The organism is Candidatus Izemoplasmatales bacterium, from assembly GCA_041649275.1.
Lineage (GTDB): Bacteria > Bacillota_I > Bacilli_A > Izemoplasmatales > Hujiaoplasmataceae > UBA12489.
In genome coordinates, this window is sequence record JBAZNL010000001.1 from 368175 (window position 1) to 382346 (window position 14172).

14 protein-coding genes are annotated in these 14172 nt (G+C 61.1%); all 14 read right to left on the reverse strand.

Going from position 1 to position 14172, the window contains the following annotated elements; all coding sequences use genetic code 11:
- Nucleotides 1-57: 57 nt before the first annotated feature.
- Nucleotides 58-651, reverse strand: a complete 594-nt coding sequence (locus WC509_01715) for an HD domain-containing protein (GenBank protein ID MFA5006174.1) — start codon at nt 649-651, stop codon at nt 58-60.
- Nucleotides 651-1076, reverse strand: a complete 426-nt coding sequence (locus WC509_01720) for a hypothetical protein (protein ID MFA5006175.1) — start codon at nt 1074-1076, stop codon at nt 651-653. The genes WC509_01715 and WC509_01720 overlap by 1 nt, the downstream gene beginning before the upstream one ends.
- A gap of 11 nt (nt 1077-1087) precedes the next feature.
- On the reverse strand, nt 1088-1969 hold the full coding sequence (locus WC509_01725; protein MFA5006176.1) for a carbohydrate kinase family protein: 882 nt from the start codon (nt 1967-1969) through the stop codon (nt 1088-1090).
- Between the two features lie 9 nt (nt 1970-1978).
- Nucleotides 1979-3646, reverse strand: a complete 1668-nt coding sequence (locus WC509_01730; protein MFA5006177.1) for a formate--tetrahydrofolate ligase — start codon at nt 3644-3646, stop codon at nt 1979-1981.
- A 48-nt stretch (nt 3647-3694) separates the two neighbouring features.
- The gene (gene rlmD, locus WC509_01735) at nt 3695-5071 is read right to left on the reverse strand and encodes a 23S rRNA (uracil(1939)-C(5))-methyltransferase RlmD (protein ID MFA5006178.1); all 1377 of its coding nucleotides are present in this window, start codon (nt 5069-5071) and stop codon (nt 3695-3697) included.
- A gap of 57 nt (nt 5072-5128) precedes the next feature.
- A complete protein-coding gene (locus WC509_01740) occupies nt 5129-7009 on the reverse strand; it encodes a nucleoside-diphosphate sugar epimerase/dehydratase (GenBank protein ID MFA5006179.1) in 1881 nt (626 codons plus the stop codon).
- 155 nt (nt 7010-7164) lie between these two features.
- The gene (locus tag WC509_01745; GenBank protein MFA5006180.1) at nt 7165-8721 is read right to left on the reverse strand and encodes a HAMP domain-containing sensor histidine kinase; all 1557 of its coding nucleotides are present in this window, start codon (nt 8719-8721) and stop codon (nt 7165-7167) included.
- Nucleotides 8705-9394: a response regulator transcription factor gene (locus WC509_01750; GenBank protein ID MFA5006181.1), complete on the reverse strand. Its 690-nt coding sequence runs from the start codon at nt 9392-9394 to the stop codon at nt 8705-8707. Before WC509_01750 ends, WC509_01745 begins: the two co-directional genes overlap by 17 nt.
- Before the next feature lie 277 nt (nt 9395-9671).
- Nucleotides 9672-10358 carry a CpsB/CapC family capsule biosynthesis tyrosine phosphatase gene (locus WC509_01755; GenBank protein MFA5006182.1) on the reverse strand — a complete coding sequence of 229 codons (687 nt, stop codon included), beginning with the start codon at nt 10356-10358 and terminating at the stop codon, nt 9672-9674.
- Between the two features lie 15 nt (nt 10359-10373).
- Nucleotides 10374-11078 (reverse strand): CpsD/CapB family tyrosine-protein kinase, encoded by a 705-nt coding sequence (locus WC509_01760; GenBank protein ID MFA5006183.1) that lies wholly within the window; start codon nt 11076-11078, stop codon nt 10374-10376.
- Nucleotides 11079-11843, reverse strand: coding sequence for a Wzz/FepE/Etk N-terminal domain-containing protein (locus WC509_01765; GenBank protein MFA5006184.1), 765 nt, complete (start codon nt 11841-11843; stop codon nt 11079-11081).
- Nucleotides 11844-11938: 95 nt separating this feature from the next.
- On the reverse strand, nt 11939-12802 hold the full coding sequence (locus WC509_01770) for an undecaprenyl-diphosphate phosphatase (protein ID MFA5006185.1): 864 nt from the start codon (nt 12800-12802) through the stop codon (nt 11939-11941).
- 32 nt (nt 12803-12834) lie between these two features.
- Complete coding sequence (locus tag WC509_01775; GenBank protein ID MFA5006186.1) at nt 12835-13680, reverse strand: undecaprenyl-diphosphate phosphatase; 846 nt, start codon at nt 13678-13680, stop codon at nt 12835-12837.
- Between the two features lie 109 nt (nt 13681-13789).
- Nucleotides 13790-14164: a desulfoferrodoxin family protein gene (locus tag WC509_01780; protein ID MFA5006187.1), complete on the reverse strand. Its 375-nt coding sequence runs from the start codon at nt 14162-14164 to the stop codon at nt 13790-13792.
- Nucleotides 14165-14172 lie beyond the last annotated feature (8 nt).

The window sequence follows — 14172 nt, forward strand, 5'->3', positions numbered from 1 at the left end:
TCACGCGCGCGCCGGAGCGGAACGCAAAAAAAGGAAACCCCGAAGGGTTTCCCGCGCCTATTGGCGCGCTTCGAGGAAAAAGGTCGCCTCGAGGTCGGCGATCGAGAGCGCGAGCGAAAGCGGAAACTGTTCGAACGCCTGCGAGACGTTCGATTTCTCGCCTTCGGCGGAGAACCCCATGTGGTAGCGGATCGCGAACGCCTCCTCGCGGGTCAGACGCATGAACCCGGAGATGATGTAGACCGATTTCTCGCCGTGACCGTAGGGAAGCGGGTCGCTGTACTCATAGGATGGCACGGACTGCCAGTTGCCGTTCTTGTCCTTGACGTTCCTCGTCGACTTCTGATAGACGTTCACCTTGCAGAGGTCGTGGAGCAGACCGACGATCGCGATCGTCTCGTCGGAAAACGACAGTCCGTACTCGCTCTTGACGCGACCGCGGGCCGCATAGTCCCGAAGGCAGGCGTAGACGTTGAGCGAATGCTCCACGAGTCCCCCCTCGCTGGCGAGATGGTAGCGCGTCGAGGCCGGCGCGGTGAAGAAGTCGCTTGCCGGCGACGTCAGGTACTCGAGCAGCTTGTCGGCCCCCTCGCGATGGACGAACTGGTTGAAAAGACCGATGAACTCGGTCTTGCGGTCGGAAGCCGCCATCAGAGCATCCGGCACTGGACGGCCGTCGCCGGGACGTCGTGCGTCTGGTCCTTGTAGGTGACGCCGATCGCGACCGCGACGACGTTGACGATCACGTACTCGGCACCGTCGGCCAGGTCCTTCACGATCTGTCCCGCTTCGAGGCCGTTGCGTTCCGGATCGCCGTAGAAGACGAAGAGGTCGTCCTCGTCGTAGCGCTTGGCGTTGCGCGCGATCCACCCCGAAAGCGGACTCGGCTTCGCGTTCGGATCCCGCACTTCGAAGCGATAGGGATTCTCGAGATTGAAGCGGCGATGGAGTTCGTCCTCGAGGATCGTGCTCTCGATGCCCTTGCGCGTGTCGCTCACGCCCTTCTCGATCGTCTTCACGACCTTGAGTCCGAGCGAACGCAGTTTTCCCGTCAAATCCTTGATCGTTGTGGCCATGATATCCTCCGTCAGTAATTGTTCCGGACCATCGTCTCGATGTAGTCCGGTGAAAGTTCATCCGCAACCAGTTCGCGCGATCCGACGGTCACGCCGCCCGCCACCGTTCCGTAGCAGAGGCAGCGGCTGACCGGCTCGCCCTTGAGATGGGCATAGAGGAATCCGGCGAAGAAGGCGTCGCCGGCGCCGTTGCTGTCGACGAGCTGGTACGTCTGGATGATCGGTTCGTACAGCAGGCCGTCGTCCTTCGTCTTCGCTGCCGCCCCGTTCTTCCCGTGGGTGACGACCACGAGCCGCTTCCCGGCCGCGAGCCAGTCGTCCATCAGCCGCAGATGGTCGGCGGTCCGGTCCGAGGAGAGGAAGATGACGTCGGCCGCCTCGATGAAGGGATCGTAGTAGGGGTTCCCGGGGACGTAGTCGTGAAGGTCCGTCCAGATCTCCTTCCCGTGCGCCCTGATCATCGGAATCAGCCGCTTCGTGTAGGGGATGATGTTGAGGACGACGAGGTCGTGGGCGTCGACGAGACGCTCGATCCGCTCCATATCGATGGCGGCGGGGTCGGAATCCGGCACCGTGAAGATCGAGAGCCGGTTCCCTTCTCCGTCCATGAGGTTGACGTGGTGGTCCGTGACGGGGACTTCGTCGTAGACCGCACGGACCCCCTGGCGGTCGAGATAGTCGCGGACCGCGCGCCCGTCCGGATCGTTTCCGACGGTCGCGTGCAGCGTGTTCGGGACACCCAGTTTCGTGAGGTTCAGGGCCTTGCCGGCGCCGGTCGATCCGACCGCGCGCCAGCCGTTTCCGAACACGGTCTGGCTTTTCGGATCCGGCAGCCGCTCGAGACGCACGATCTCGTCGTACGAGGCGCCGCCGAGTACGAGAACCCGCTTCACGGCGGTCTCCTAGAACAGGCCGACGATGCGGCCTTCGACGACGTCCATCTCTTCGTAGGCGCCTTGTTTCGGAAGCCCCGGCATCGTCATCACCTCGCCGGTGAGGGCGACCAGGAAGCCGGCCCCGACCGAAGGCTTGAATTCGCGGATCGTGATCGTGAAATCCTTCGGACGGCCGAAGACCTTGGGATCGTCGGTGATCGAAAGCGGGGTCTTCGCCATGCAGACGGCCAGATGCTCCCATCCGCGTTCGGCGAACTTCTCGAGCTGCTTCTCGGCCTTCTCGGCATAGACGACGTTGCCGGCACCGTACACCCTCGTCGCGATCGTCGCGATCTTCCGTCTGATCGGATCATCGAGCGGATACAGCGGCGCGGACAGCGGATCCGCGGGAGCGTCGGCGACCGCGAGCACGCGCTTCGCCAGATCCTCCCCGCCTTCCCCGCCGCGCGCGAACACGTCGGAGATCGCAAGCGACACGCCGCGGGCCGCCGCCCATTCGTTCATGACGGCGAGTTCCTCGGAGGTATCCGTACCGAAGCGGTTCAGGGCCACGACGGCCGGAACGCGGAACGCCGCGACCGTCTCGAGATGCCGTTCGAGGTTGGGGAGTCCGGCGCGCAGCGCCTTCGGATCGGGTTTGGCCAGGTCGTTCTTGCCGGCGCCGCCGTGATGCTTGAGGGCGCGGATGCTGGCGACGACGACGACCGCGGACGGCATCCTGCCGAGGACGCGGGTCTTGATGTCCATGAACTTCTCCATGCCGAGATCGGCGCCGAAGCCGGACTCGGTGACGACATAGTCGGCGGCGCGGCTCGCAAACGAGGTCGCGATCACGGAGTTGCAGCCGTGGGCGATGTTGGCGAAGGGGCCGCCGTGGATGATCGCCGGATTGCCCTCGAGGGTCTGGACGAGATTCGGCTTGATCGCGTCGCGCACGAGCATCGTCACCGCGCCGGCGGCCCTGAGGGCGCCGACGGTGACGGGATTGCCCCTGACGTCGTCGGCGACGACGATCCGGGAGACCCGTTCCTTGAAGTCGGACAGATCCTTCGACAGGCAGAGGACCGCCATGATCTCCGAGGCGACGGTGATCTCGAACCCGTCGTCGCGCGGCGTTTCCTTCGCCGAGGAGAGACCGACGCGGATCTGGCGCAGGGCGCGGTCGTTCATGTCCATGGCGCGCTTCCACGTGATCGTCGCGGGATCGATCCCGAGGGCGTTTCCCTGGAACAGATGGTTGTCGATGACGGCGGCGATCAGGTTGTTCGCGGCGCCGACGGCGTGGATGTCGCCGGTGAAGTGCAGGTTGATGTCCTCCATCGGCAGCACCTGGGCGCGGCCGCCGCCGGTGGCGCCGCCCTTGACGCCCATGACCGGTCCGAGCGATGGTTCGCGGAGACAGACGATCGCCTTGCGGCCGAGTCGGTTGATCGCATCGGAAAGACCGATCGTGGTGGTCGTCTTGCCTTCGCCCGCGGGCGTCGGGGTGATCGCGGTCACGAGGATGATCTTGCCCCGGCGGTCGAAGCGGGGTGATTCGATCGCGTCGAAGGAGATCTTGGCCTTGGTACGACCGTAGGATTCCAGATCGGACGGTTTCAGCCCGATCTTGGCGGCGATCGTGGCGATGTTCTTCAGTTTGGCCTTCTGGGCGAGTTCAAGATCGGTCTTCATGATGTTCCTCCTTGGTGGGATGGGGCGTGTTCTTGCGGACGAGACGTCCTAGGCGTTCTTTCTTAACAGAAGCGTGAGCGATTCGACGCCCGCCGTATGCGGGAACATGTCGATCGGCTGGATGTAGGAGATGTCGTAGTAGGGTTCGAGGTCGTGGAGGTTCTTGGCGAGGGTGGACGGGTTGCATGAGACGTAGACGAGACGAGGCGCCTTCGCCTTGACGACCTCCGCGATCACGGCGTCGTCGATGCCGGTCCGCGGCGGATCGAAGACGATCACGTCGGGCACGCCCTTCTTCGCAAGCAGGAGCGGAAGCGCGCGTTCGACCCGATCCTGGACGAACGAGACGTTCTTGACGCGATTCAGCTGGGCGTTCTGCTTGGCGTCGCGCACGGACGATTCCGCGTAGTCGACCCCGATGACCTGGGCGGCGGACGCCGCAAGCATGATCGTCGTGATGCCGATGCCAGAATAGCAGTCCAGGACCGTTTCCTTACCGGTCAGGGCCGCGGCCTTGCGGATCTCTTCGTAAAGCACGAGCATCTGCGTCGTGTTGAGCTGGTGGAACGCGTCGGGAGAGAGTTTGAAGACGAGGTCGCCGATCCGCTCCTCGATCTGGGGAACGCCCTGGAGGAGTTCGATCGTGTGTCCGAACATCGATGGGTTCTTCGCGGCGTTGACCGAAAGGAACACCGACTTGACCTCGGGCAGACCGTTCATGATCCGTGCGGCGACGGCGGATATCCCCTCCGGCTTCTCGGTCACCACGATCGCGACCTGGACCGCTCCGGTCGAGGCCATGTGGCGGGTGACGAGGTTGAGGAGGATGCCTTCCTTGTTCATGTGGTCGTGGGCGACGTACTTCGCCTCGGCCAGGATCTCGAGCACGGCGCGGTTCACGTGGTTGACGACGGGATCCTGGACGATGCACTCGTCGACCTGGACGAAATGGTTCGTGTTGGCTTCATACAGGCCGAGCGACAGGCCGAAATTGGTGTTCGAGAACGGCATCTGCGACTTGTTCCGATAGCCGAAGGGATCCTTCATCCCGATCGTCTTCCGGATGTCGATCCGGTCGGGATCGAGGGTCGTGTAACGTTTCAGCGACTGACGCAGAAGATGGCGCTTGCTCTTCAGCTGCTCCTGATATTGGAGATGCTGCGTCTGGCAGCCCCCGCACTTCTCGTAGTATGGGCATGGCGGAACCACCCGTCGCGGCGAGGGTTTGACGATGGTCGCGAGCCGGCCGATCGCGAATCCCGGCTTCGTCGCCACGATCTCGGCGTCGACGAGTTCCTGCGCGAGCGCGCCGGGCACGAACACGGCGAGCTGTTCGTGATAGCCGATGCCTTCGCCGTTGATGCCTTGCTTCTTGATCTCGAGCCGGATGGTTTCGCCGACTTTGAGGATATTGGCTTTCTCCATGGTCTCACCCTTCTTCATTATATCAAATCGAGTCAAAAAAAACACGCCGACGGCGTGTTAATCCTTGATGGTATAGGTGGGAACGAACCGATGGACCATCTCCTTGATCTCGAGGTTGTCGAGACCCTCGAACGCCGAACGGATGAATTCGATGTCCGCATCGATGTCCTCGGGATCCTGGGCGCGTTCGATGAAGATCTTCCGATTCGCCGTCGAGATGTGGTCCTTCGACTTGTCCACGAGGAGTTCTTCGAAGAGCTTCTCGCCCGGGCGAAGACCGGTGATCTTGATGTCGATGTCGATGTAGGGTCGTCTTCCCGAAAGCATGATCATCTTCTCGGCGAGGTCGATGATCCGGACCGGTTCGCCCATGTCGAGGATGAAGATCTCGCCGCCGTTCGCGTAGGTGGCGGACTGGAGGATGAGGCCGACGGCCTCGGGGATCGTCATGAAGTAGCGGATGATGTTGCGGTCGGTTACGGTGACGGGACCGCCGGCCTCGATCTGGCGCTTGAAGAGCGGCACCACCGATCCGTTGGAACCGAGCACGTTTCCGAACCGGACGGCGGAGTATTTCGTCGTCGACTTCTCTCCCCAGTGCTGCAGGACCATCTCGGCGAAGCGCTTGGTCGCGCCCATCACGTTCGTCGGCCGGACGGCCTTGTCGGAGGAGACGAGAACCATCTTGCGGACCTTGAACTCGTGGCACAGACGGGCGACGTTGAAGGTGCCGAGGACGTTCGTGCGGACCGCCTCGACGGCGGAGTCCTCCATCAACGGGACATGCTTGTAGGCGGCCGCGTGGAAGACGAGCTCCGGTCGGAAGCGTCCGAAGATCGCCTTCATGCGATCGTAGTTGTAGACCGAAGCGATCAGGACGGAACGCTTGACGGGGACCACGCCCTCTTCGGCGAAATGGCGGTTGAGTTCCATCTGGAGATCGTAGACGCCGTTCTCATAGATGTCGACGAGCATGATCTCGGCCGGTTCGTACGCGACGATCTGGCGCACCAGTTCGGAGCCGATCGATCCGCCGGCGCCGGTGACCATGACCCGCTTGCCTTGGATGAATTCGCGGATGCCGGGGGCGTCGAGATCGATCACGTCGCGCGAGAGGAGGTCCTCGACGTTGACTTCGAGGAGCGTCTTCGGCGACTCTTTCTTCAGTTCCTTGAACTTCGGGAGGCGCTTGATCTTGACGGGACGTTCGGCGATGATCTTGATGATCTCCTGGAAACGTTCCGAATCGATGTTGGCGATCGAGATGATGACCTCTTCGATCTTCAGTTCGTCGATCAGTTCGGGGACCTTCGCGACGGGACCGTACACCGGCAGGCCGGACATGATCTTGCCGATCTTCATCGGGTCGTCGTCGACGAACGCGATCGGATAGTTGGAGAGGGTGTCGTTGTTGCGCAACTCGTCGCAGACGAGCTTGCCGCCGGCCCCTGCGCCGACGAGCAGGGTGCGGCGTCCCCCGTGCGGCTTCTGCTTGTAGGCGAGATAGCGCAGAATCCGTTTGAGCATGCGCGTTCCCGAAAGCAGGATCGCCTCGAACACGGCGGTGAAGATGAAGAGGAGGTCGGGGATGAAGAAGAAGTTCCGGATGGCGAAGAAGAACAGGAAGATCGCCAGGTCGGTGACGATCACGGCGATGAAGATCCGGAAGATCTCGTCGAGCCCGACGTTCTCGAGCACGAGCTTGTAGAGATCGGCGAAATAATAGATCACGAGCTTGAAGACGACGATGATCGGAAGGACGATGAGCGAGGTCCGGACCTGGTCGGGACCGATGCCGGCGGAGAACGGCGGCAGGATCATGGCGACGATCGCGAGCGCGTATGTGAAGGCGACGGAGACCGCGTCGGCCACCATGAACTGGACGATCCGGATGTTCTTCATGTATTCGCCGATCGGGATCGATTTGCCTTTCTTCACGCGGGACCGCCTCCTTCCGATGACTCCATTACCGATAGATTTTATCATAGGCGGGATGCAAATACAAGGAGACCCGCCGACCTTTGTCGATGAAACGGACTGCTTTCATCGGAAACGGGAAAAAACGAAACCGCGCCCGGGGTGGGCGCGGCGGATCATTGTTCGGAGGGAGCGGGCGGCAGGTCGAACCAGAACAGCACGCCGTCGTCCCGATTCTCGACGCCGTATGCGGAATGCAGGTTCTCGAGCAGGATGCGGACGATCGAGAGCCCCAGACCCTGCCCGCCATAGGCGCGGGTCCTTGCCTTGTCGACCTTGTAGAAGCTTTCCCAGATGCGCGTCATGGACTCTTCGGGAATGCCCTTGCCGGTGTTGAACACCTCGACGCGGATCCTTCCGGCGGGATCCGGCTTGACGGAAACGCGGATCCGCTTGGCGCCGTCGACGTGGTTCAGGGCGTTGGACAGGTAATTTCCGAAGACCGTCTGGATCGCATCGTAGTCGGAGACGGCCTCGAGGTCGTCGCAGTCGACTTCGACGGTCGCGCCCTTCTCGGCGAACTTGATCGAGAACGGCTTGAGGGTCTCCTCGACCAGCCCCCGGACGGCGAACGGTTCGACGCTGTACTGCTGGAATCCGCTCTCGAGCTGGCTGATCTTGAGAAGCGACATCACCAGCTTGTTCATCTTGTTGGACTCGTCGATGATGATGTCGAGGTACTCTTCGATGGTGAGCTGGTCGAGACCCGGCAGCTTGAGCGCCTCCGAATATCCGAGGATGAGCGAGATCGGCGTCTTCAGTTCGTGCGATGCGTTGGCGATGAACTCCTTGCGCATCGTGTCGATGCGCGTCTTCAGTTCGATGTCGTCGGCGAGCTGCTGGTTGGCGCGCTTGAGGTCGCGGATCGACGTCTCGAGCTGCTCTGACATCTTGTTGATCGAGACCCCGAGATCGCCGAGTTCGTCCTTCGTCGACAGCGCGACCTTCTTCGAGAAGTCCTGCGCGGCGAGGTCCTGGGTGACCGCGTTCATCTGCAGGATCGGCTGGGTGAAGCGTTTGCTGAAGACGGCGACGGCGACACCGGAAGCCACCATGAAGACCGCGGCGATGATGACGGTGAAGGTGTTGAAGATGCCGATCGAGTCCTGGATCGACTGGATCGTCACGGTCAGGATGTAATAGACGTAGCGGCCGTCGTTCTGGAGTTGGCCGACGCAGAGCGCGAGCAGGCGGGGATTTTCCGGTGCGTCGCCGGCGAACGCCATCACGATCTCGGTCATGTAGGCGACGTACGATACGTCGTCGGAGACGGTCACGGATTCGAATCCGCTTTCTTCCGCATCGTTGAACTGGCGCATGATGGCGGCGATGACGCCGTCGCGGATCGCGTACGAGTCGCCGTAGATGCGGTCGTACATGGCGGACAGCGGCAGACCGGACTCGCCCGGCGTGCCCGGGTCGACGCCGGTCTGCTTCAGAATCTGGACCCCGATGTTGTAGGAACTCTCGATTTCCCTCACGGTCGCGACAAGACCCGTTTCCGTCAGCGAGACCGCCTGCAGTTCGGAGAACGCGGCGATCAGGGTCCGCTGCCGGCTGCTCGTGTAGAAACCTTCGAGAAAGACCGTGTTGAGCAGGATGAGGCCGGCGATGAACGCCAGCACGATCCCGTAGATGATGAGGAAGAGGCGGCTTCTAATCGAGGTTCTCATTCTCGATGTCCAAGCGGTAGCCGATGCTCCGGACCGTCGAGATGTAGGACGCGGCGGTGCCGAGTTTGGCGCGCAGCTGCTTGATGTGCGTGTCGACGGTCCTCAGGTCGCCGAAGTAGTCGTAGTTCCAGACGGCGTTCAGGATCTTGTCGCGGGAAAGCGCGATGCCCTTGTTGTCGATGAAGAACTTGAGCAGTTCGAACTCCTTCGGCGTCAGTTCGATCTTGCCGCCATGCACGAAGACCTCGCGCGATGCGAGCGACATCCGGATCGCGCCGAACTTGAGTTCGTCGACCTCGACCTTCTCGCGACGGATCAGCTTGTTGATCCGGGCCATCAGGACCGACGGCGAAAAGGGCTTCGTGACGTAATCGTCCGCGCCCAGCTTGAATCCCTTGAGCTGGTCGTATTCGTCGCTCCGCGCGGTGAGCATCACGACCGGAACGGTCGAGAACTCGCGGATCCGCTCGAGCACGAACCAGCCGTCGTATTTCGGCATCATCACGTCGAGGATCACCAGGTCGATCTTCGACTTGGCGTTGAAGACCTGGTCGATGGCCTGTTCGCCATCCTCCGCTTCGATCACGCGATACCCCTCGCGAACCAGGAATTCGGCCAGCAGTTTCCGGATGCGGAACTCATCGTCCGCAACTAAAACATTCATGTTTTTCATCTATTCATCACACATCCTTCGAAAATAAAAGACTTGAACAAGTCCTGGGGGCGTGGAGGGCGCGCGGTCCGGCGCATCCGAAACGTCGGACCGCCGCGCGATGATCTGGGATCTCGGGATCGATTTGGATTTCATCGATAGGGGGAGTATGGAGAAAGGACGATCCCGACTCCACGCTTTCATTATATCCGTCCACTATGTGTTTTTTGTGATTTTTGCGACGGAATTATTCGGATTCCGACGGTTTTCATGAAAAATCCCGCCGCAGCGGGACGTTTCAAACGAGAACGCGGGTATTTGCGAAGACGCGGTCCGCAACCGTCTGACCGAGTTTCTTCAAGACGAGGGCGTACGCTTCCGCCAGGTCATGCTTGCGGAACTTGTGGATGTCGGAGGCGACGAAATCGACGAGTCCGAGCTTCAGGAGTCGGAAACAGAATTTCTGGATCGTGGTCCCGTACTTGCCGAGGAGGGAGGCGGCGTTCAACTGGATCAGCCCGCCCATCCGTCGGATGATCTCGAAATCGGAGACTTCGCCGAGGTAGGGATAGCGCTCCGGGTGGGCGACGATCGGGACGTACCCGATCGACTTGAGATTGTGGATCGCCTCGGCGATGTCCTCCTCTTCCTTGGCCATCGAGAATTCGACGAGCACGTGACGAGAGGTCCCGAGCGGGATCACGGTCCCGTTTCGGAGATCGCGGAGGGTTTCGATCGTATAGTAGATCTCGTTGCCGAGGATCAGCCGGACGCCGATGCCTTCGGCGGCCTTGACGAAATCCGCGAAGACGGCACGGTTGTCCGCGGCGGTACGGACATACCCGCGGAACGGATAGTAGTGAGGCGTCAGAAACTGCACGGTCACGCCCTGCGACGCCTGTTCCCGAAGCATCGCGAGCGACGATTCGACGTCGGGCGAGCCGTCGTCGACGAACGGGAGAACATGCGCGTGGACGTCGATCATGCCGGTCACGCTCCTTTACTTGCCCGTCTTCTTGTCGTCGGAGCCGTAGTAATAGTAGCCGTGATAGCCGTAGTGCTTGGTCTTCCGGACGTCGATGTTGGCGAGGACGCCGCCGATCACGTTGATGTTGTTCGATCGGAGAATGCGGAGACCTTCGCGCGAATCGTCCTTCCGGGTCTTGTTGTAGGCGGCGACGTAGACGACGCCGTCGACCAGTCTGGCGACGATGACGGGATCGGTGACGGACAGGACCGGCGGAGTGTCGATCACGATGTAGTCGTATTCGGTGCGCAGCGATTCGATCAGCTGCGAGGTCCGGGCCGAGGACAGCGCGATGTGGGGGAAGGAGATGTGCTTGCCCGAGAGGAGCACGTCGATCTTCGATTCGTCGTGCACGATCAGGTCGTGGTAGTCGGCATTCTCCATCACGTAGTCGTAGAAGCCGCGGTCGTTGGGCTGATGGAAGGCTCGGTGGATCTTCGGACGGCGCAGGTCGAAGTCGAGGATGATGACCTTCTTGCCCTTCTCGGCGTAGACGGCGGCGAGGTTGATCGAGGTCGTGGTCTTCCCGTCTTCGGGGGTGGCGGAGGTGCACTGGATCACCTGGATGCGGTGGTCGAGGCCGGCGAGGGCGATGTTCAGTTCAAGCTTGCGGTACGCCTCGGCCTCGGAGGAATTCGGATTCTCGATGACGACGTTCTTGTATTCGAAGAATTCCATCTAGTCCACCAGCTTCCGTTCCTTGATCGAGCCGGGGACGGCGGCGATCACGTTGATGTTCAGGTAGCGTTCCATATCCTGCGTGCTCTGGAACTTGTTGTTGAAGAGTTCCTTGACGAAGATGATGCCGAGCGACAGGATGCCGCCGACGAGGAAGGAGATGACGACGTTCAGGACCTTGTTCGGCGAGGAGGCGGCCGTCGGAACGATGGCGACATCGAGCGTGCGGAGCTTGTTCGCCAACAGCGTATATGCGGGTTCGAGGTTGCCGGTGCCGTCGTCGACGAGTTCATTGGCGATCGCGATCGAATTGTCCACCAGCTGGTTGGCGATCCGGGACGCGAGTTCGGGATTCTCGTTCACGACCTCGATATAGATGATCAGGACCGATGTCGTGGTGCTGACCGAAATGGATTCCTTCAAGCTCCCGGGACTGACCCCTTCGAGTTCGGGGATGTCCGCGATGACGGTATTGAGGACCTTGTCGGAGACGACGAACGCCTTGTACGTGGCGATCAGGTTCTGCGCGATGGTGATGGCGGACTGCTCGCTCGTGACGGTCGCAGAAATGTCGACCTGGACCATCAGCGTGGTCTCGGCCGTGTATTTCGGATTGACGATGACGAACGTGTAGACGATGCCGATGACGGTCACCCAGAGCGTGGTCAGGAAGACGATCGTGATGTTGTTCCACACGATCCGGACCAGTTCCGCGAGCGTGATTCCCTCTTCGACGGGGGCTTCGACTTGCTTGAATTCATCCATGTTGGGGTTTCTCCTTTGGGTTGCGCATGTTGACCTTGGGTGTTTTCATTATACGCCGGGATCGGCGAAAAGGCAACGAATCGCGATTTCTCCGCTCAGAAGGTCATCAGGCCGGCGATGAACGCGACCATGCCGAGCACGAAGGTGTAGACGCTGAAATAGACGAGCTTCCCGGCGCGGAAGAGCCGGAAGATGAACTTGAGTGAGAAACGCGTCGCGATCAGACTGGCGGCGAGCGCGACCGCATAATACAGATACTGATGCACGTCGCCGGGATCGAACCCGAGGGTCGTCGGATCGGCGGCGATCTCGAGTCCGTAATACAGCGACGATCCGATGGACGCGGGAATGTAGATCATGAACGAGAAGATCAGCGCCGTCTCCATCGACAGCTTTCGTCCGAGGGCCGACGAGGTCGTGCTGCCGCTGCGGGACAGACCCGGGAGTATCGCGAACATCTGCGCGAGACCGATGTAGGTCGCATCCCGGTACGTCACTTCCTGTCGTCCGTTATGGTAGGAGGCGTTGCGGACGAGGTACAGCGCGGTCGCAGTCGCGAGCAGGCCGAGACCGACGATGATCATCGGGAATTCGGCGTAGACCGTTTCGATCCGCGATTTCAGGGTGAGACCGATGAGTCCGAGCGGAATCGAAGCGAGCGCGATCTTCATGCAATAGTGGAATTCCGAGGCATAGAGCGCGCGATCAGCCGGCCGGATGACGTACCTGACGAAGCCGACGATCAGCCGGCCGATGGTCTTCCGGAAATGGATCACGATCGCGACGAGCGAGCCGACGTTGACGACGATCAGGAACAGCATGCCCTGGTCGGTGTCGATCGAAAACAACGTCTGGGCGATCGCCACATGTCCCGAGGAAGAGATCGGCAGGACTTCGGTGATTCCCTGGACGATGCCGAGGAGGATGTATTTGAGCAGGTCGAGAACGCTGAAGTCCATGGTTGTCGACTCCTTTCAAGGGGTCAGGAACACTAGCGGTGGATGATGAACAGGAGCAGGGACAGGGCGCCGGCGGCGAAGCACCACGTGCTGAAGAGGCGGAGTCGTCCCGATTTGAAGGCGTTGAAGACGAGGCGGTAGGCGATGAACGTCGCGACGGCCGCGGCGGCGCAGGCGACGACATAGCTCGAGATCGTCAGGGCGTCAGGCATGGATTCCGGCGTTTCGAGAAAATCGAGAACGGCGAACAGGAGCGATCCGACGGAGACCGGAATGTACATCATGAAACTGAAGCGGAGGGCCGTCTCCAGACCGATGCCGCGCCGGATGGCGGTCGCGGTGGTGGTGCCGGAACGCGATATGCCGGGGATCAGCGCGAAGGCCTGGGCCGTCCCGATCAGGGCGGCGTCGACGAACGAGAAGCCGGTGCGTCCGCGTCGGATCCGGAACGACGAAGTCATAAGCAAAATGGTCGCGGTCAGAAGCAGGCCGATGCCCGAAAGCAGCGTCCCGTAGGTCCCGAGCGCCGCGTCGATCGCATCCTTCAGGAGGAAACCGACGAGAGCGGCGGGAATCGAGGCGATGACGAGCTTCGCGGTGAACAGGAAGCCTTCACGCGCATCCTCGCGGCGCGAGGGAACGAAGACGAACTCGACCGTGTCGACGACCAGTCGCACGATGTCCTTCGCGAAGATGGCGAGGAAGGCGAGGAGCGAACCGGTGTTGATGACGATCTGGAACAGCAGGTTCTCGTCGATGTCGATGCCGAGCAGGGATACGAACAGTTCGACGTGCCCGCTCGAGGAGACCGGAAGGACTTCGGTGAATCCCTGGACGATGCCCAGGAAAACGTATTTGAGAAAATCGATCAATGCCATTGGCTCCCACACCTCTCATGCATCCGGGCGTCGCAGCCCGGACCGTCTTGCATCTGAAAAGCGGCGGTTCAACGCGAACCGTCGCTGCCTTCGCTTTCGTCGATCCCGATCATTTCAGCTCCGTGACCCAGAGCCCGTGCAGGTTGCAGAACTCGAAGACCTTGACTTCCTTGCCGGGTTCGACGGCGAAAGTTTTCGCCGGATGCTCTCCCGGTTCGAAGGTCTTGATCTGGAACGCATGGTCCTGGGCGACGAAGATCCACTGGATGTAGTGTTCGGGAGTCATCGGATGAAGGACGCTGCCGACCGTGACCTTGATCTGGTCCGGCGACAGCCGCTCCACGACGGGGAGATGCTTCTCGTTTCCCAGATCGGTGGTCTTCGGTTGAAGCAGGGTCATCTCTTCGCCGCAGCAGGTCAGGGTCCCGCCACCATAGTACGTATAGACGATGCGCTTGCAGTGCTTGCAATAGAAGATGTTCATGGATTCTC